This is a genomic window from Acerihabitans sp. (assembly GCF_036398755.1).
Taxonomy (GTDB): Bacteria; Pseudomonadota; Gammaproteobacteria; order Enterobacterales; family Enterobacteriaceae; genus Acerihabitans.
On sequence record NZ_DASWOM010000044.1, the window covers coordinates 1 to 4,240 of the forward strand.

The following is a 4,240-nucleotide window of genomic DNA, read 5'->3' on the forward strand; positions in this document are numbered from 1 at the left end:
CGCCGGCGGCGTGCATTGCGGCTGGATGAGCCGCCGGGAGCGGCGAAAGCTAAGGGCGCGCCGGGAGCGCGTCCCGTGCGGTCCAACAGCCGGGATGCGCGCTGCCGGGGACCGCGCAGCGGCGCACGACCTGCCGGACGCCGGGAAGTCAAGAAGGGGCTCGCGTGAGCCCCTTCTTGTCGCTTGCCGGCACCCGGCAATCCATATAAATACCGAACGCACGGCAAGCGAAACCTGCTCACGGCAACATAAACCCCACCAAGCCGGCCACGAAATCACCGCCTCAGCAACAACATAAGGGCCGCCGCCAGCGAAACCTGCTCCACGGCTACATAAACCCCACCAAGCCGACCAAGAAATCACCGCCCCAGCAATATAAGGCCCGCCGCCCGCGAAACCTGCTCCACGGCAACATAAACCCCCACCAAGCCGACCACGAAATCACCGCCTCCGCTACATCATCGCCGAAGCAAAATTTATCCTGCCGTAAGCGCGACATTCACCGAGGCGATATTACCCCCGGCTGCGCTATTAATTATCCAATTCGCCCATGGATTTAACCTGATCGCGGTTAATCTGCTCGGTTTTACCGGTTTCAGCGTTTTTATAGGATACCAGGCCGGTATCATCATCGATCTGCGGTTTGCCGTCGGTGACGATGGTTCGGCCGTCGGTGGTTTTTATCGCCTGGTTAGATGAGCAGGCGGTCAGTAAAAACAGTGATGCACAGCTGAAAACAACTGAAAAAACGATATTTTTAATCATTATTAAATCCTCTGCTAAACGTAAAGAAGGTGTGAATCCTTTTAAAATCTAGCAGATAGTTGCCTGTTTACGAGCGAGGCGTTGATGTATCCGTGCCATTGACGTTTATTTTAGGATTACCGGCGATTTATTATCCGGTCTAAACCCTCGCGCCGGCAGGCGGGGTCAACGCAAATCGGGCAGGCGTTCGCTGGTATCGTTGCCGGGCTCGGGCCTGGGCTGGATTTCCAGCAGTTGCTCCGGCGAAACCGCCGGATAGCCTTGGGTTCCCTCGGGAATTTCATGTGGGGCGGGGATGGGAATTTGCGGGCCCAGGAAACGGGGTTCGCGTTTCATCAGGTACAGGTCCGACAAGGCGCCGAGGCGGGCGCCGATTTCCCGCAGCCGGACCGAGAACATATTCTTCGGCGAGGGCACGGCGAAACATTGGGCCTGGATGCCCATGCGCATGGCGATAAACAGCGCCCGCTCGCAGTGGAACCGCTGGGTGATGATGGTGAAATCGTTAGTGTCGAAGACCTTGCGGGTGCGGATTATCGAATCGAGGGTACGAAAGCCGGCGTAGTCCAGCACGATATCGCCGGCGGGCATGCCGTGGGCAATCAGATCGCGGCGCATGGTGACGGGTTCGTTATAGCTTTGCAGCGCGTTGTCGCCGCTTAACAGCAGATAGTTGGCCTTGCCGCTGTTGTAGACGTTAAGCGCGCCCTGAATGCGATAGAGATAATATTGATTGATGACGCCGGCGCGGTAGTATTTGGCGGTGCCCAGCACCACCCCTACCTGCCGGTGGGGCAGCAACTGCAGATCTTCATAGATATAAGGCGCGGTTTTCCAGCTGATCCAGCGGTCCAGCCCGATTGCCGTCAACAGCAAAACGCCCGCGATAATAATCAGGGAATATATCAGGCGCTTCCACATGCCGTAAGCCTTAACCTATCCTGCCGCAAAGTCATGGTCCAAGGCTACTTTACCTGCCCGGCTGAAGCAAGGAGCGCGGCGGGTGAATGCGCCTGATGTGACATTTTGTTGAGGCGCGTGCGGGTCAGAACGGCGTGCGCCGGTAATGCCGATACTGCGGCTGCCAGAAATTGTGCTCAATGGCGGTGGACAGCACGTCCTCAGGCGTGACCATCGCCACCCCATGCACCTGCGCCGCCTTGCCGACTTCCATGGCGATAAGCCTGGAGACGCCCTGGATATCGTTGATATCCGGCAACAGCGCCCCGTCGGCGCCGTTGACCAGCGGCGAACAGTCGGCCAGGGCGCGGCTGGCGGCGTTAAGCATGGCGTCGGTTACCCGCGTCGCGCCCGAGGCCAGCACGCCCAGGCCGATGCCCGGAAAGATATAGGCGTTATTGCACTGCGCGATGGGATACACCTTGTCTTTATAGCGCACCGGCGCAAAAGGGCTGCCGGTGGCCACCAGCGCCGCGCCGTCGGTCCAGCGGATCACGTCTTCAGGCGTGGCCTCCACCCGCGAGGTGGGATTGGACAACGGCATGACGATGGGGCGCGGGCAGTGCGCATGCATCTCGCGGATAATCTCCTCGCTGAACAGGCCCGGCTGGCCCGAGACGCCAATCAGCACCGTCGGTTTGGCGTTGCGCACCACATCCATCAGTGAAATGGTCGCGCTCTCCAGTTGCCAATCCGCAAGCTGATCGCTGTGCTGCACCAGGCGGCTTTGAAAATCCAGCAGGTTGGCCAGCTTATCGGTTAACAAACCAAAGCGATCGACCATCAGCACCCGCGCGCGCGCCTGATCTTCGCTCAGGCCCTCGGCGCGCATTTCAGCGACAATCTGCTCGGCGATGCCGCACCCGGCGGAACCGGCGCCCAGGAAGACCACGGTCTGATCGCGCAGGCGGCTGCCGGCGGCGTGGCTGGCGGCCAGCAGACAACCCAGGGTTACCGCGGCGGTGCCCTGGATATCATCGTTAAAACAGCACAGTTCGTCGCGATAGCGGTTAAGCAGCGGGGTGGCGTTTTTCTGGGCGAAATCCTCGAACTGCAACAGCACATCGGGCCAGCGACGCTTCACCGCCTGGATAAAGGCGTCGACGAACCGATCGTACTCGTCGCCGGTAATGCGCGGATGGCGCCAGCCCATATACAGCGGATCGTTGAGCCGCTGGGGATTGTTGGTGCCGGCATCCAGTACCACCGGCAGGGTATAGGCCGGGCTGATGCCGCCGCAGGAGGTGTACAGCGACAGCTTGCCGATGGGAATGCCCATGCCGCCGATGCCCTGATCGCCCAGGCCCAGGATGCGCTCGCCGTCGGTGACCACAATCACTTTGACGTTCTGCTTGGTGGCGTTTTGCAGCATATCGTCGATCTTGTCGCGATTGCCGTAGGAGATAAATAATCCGCGGGCGCGACGATAGATATCGGAAAAATGCTCACAGGCCTCGCCCACGGTAGGGGTGTAGATAATGGGCAGCATCTCGCTCAGATGGCCGTCCAGCAGGCGATAGAACAAGGTTTCATTGGTGTCCTGGATATTGCGCAGGTAAATATGCTTATCAATATCGCTGGTAAAGTCCTGATACTGCCGCCAGGCGCGTTCGGTTTGCTCCTCAATGGTTTCCACGGCTTCCGGCAGCAGGCCGTGCAGGTTGAAATTATCGCGCTCCTCAATGGTAAAGGCGCTGCCTTTATTCAGTAGCGGAAATTCCAGCAGTACCGGCCCTGCATGGGGAATATAGAGGGGACGCTTGCTTTCGTGTTCCAAATCCATGACTTTTCCCATCGCTTCGCAAAAGATTACCAGAGGATAAAAGATTGTGGCGAAGGATGCATGTTTTCATTGGTAATTTGTTATTTAATGATTAACTCACAAATAATTTCAATATCTGACCCACGCCGAACCGCGGTGTCCGTCGGCGACCTTATAACCGCCGACGGCGTTATCCGCCAAGCGGCCGCTAGGTCAGCCAAAACCGGGTCACTTCGCCGCAGCCCAGCGCCGCAAGGGTCGAGCGCGTGGCGTCCCACTGCGAAAACGGCGCGCCCTCGCGCTCCGCCAGCGCCGCGCGTTGCAGGGCGGCGCAGTCGGCGCCGGCCATGTTCAGCAATATCAGCGCCGACTGCAGCGGCGGCAGGCTGGGATTAAACGCGGCGTTTTCAGCATAACGACCGGCAAAAATCCGCCCGTCGGCCGTTTGCAGCGCCACCGCGCTATGCGCCTGGCTATACGGCGCGTGGCTCTGATTGGCTGCCAGCAACGCCTGTTGCGCCAGGGGACCGGCGGACGCGGCGCCTTTCGCCGCCGTGGGCTGTGCCGGCCTGCTCGCCGTGCCTGATAAGGTCTCCGATGCCTTTGCGGGCGCTGCGGCGGAGGGAGTCCGTGTCCTGGCGCCGCGGCCATCGGCGGGCATTATGCCAAACTGATGATCCACGCCGTCCATCAGCAGGGTATGGATTGACAGATCGCGCGGACCAAACGCGTCGGGCAGGTAATGGCCAAGCG

3 protein-coding genes and 1 pseudogene are annotated in these 4,240 nt (G+C 59.8%); all 4 read right to left on the bottom strand.

Annotated elements, in window-relative coordinates:
- Positions 1-531: 531 nt before the first annotated feature.
- Positions 532-765: a YgdI/YgdR family lipoprotein gene (locus VGC33_RS07435; protein ID WP_331120116.1), complete on the bottom strand. Its 234-nt coding sequence runs from the start codon at positions 763-765 to the stop codon at positions 532-534.
- A gap of 165 nt (positions 766-930) precedes the next feature.
- Positions 931-1,686, bottom strand: a complete 756-nt coding sequence (sanA, locus tag VGC33_RS07440; RefSeq protein ID WP_331120117.1) for an outer membrane permeability protein SanA — start codon at positions 1,684-1,686, stop codon at positions 931-933.
- A 124-nt stretch (positions 1,687-1,810) separates the two neighbouring features.
- Positions 1,811-3,508 carry an NAD-dependent malic enzyme gene (locus VGC33_RS07445; protein WP_331120118.1) on the bottom strand — a complete coding sequence of 566 codons (1,698 nt, stop codon included), beginning with the start codon at positions 3,506-3,508 and terminating at the stop codon, positions 1,811-1,813.
- A 187-nt stretch (positions 3,509-3,695) separates the two neighbouring features.
- Positions 3,696-4,240, bottom strand: a pseudogene (locus VGC33_RS07450) (hypothetical protein); the annotation flags it as partial.

Coding starts and splice junctions, on each gene's coding strand:
- VGC33_RS07435 (WP_331120116.1), bottom strand. CDS start 765: ATGATTAAAAATATCGTTTTTTCAGTTGTTTTCAGCTGTGCATCACTG.
- sanA (WP_331120117.1), bottom strand. CDS start 1,686: ATGTGGAAGCGCCTGATATATTCCCTGATTATTATCGCGGGCGTTTTG.
- VGC33_RS07445 (WP_331120118.1), bottom strand. CDS start 3,508: ATGGATTTGGAACACGAAAGCAAGCGTCCCCTCTATATTCCCCATGCA.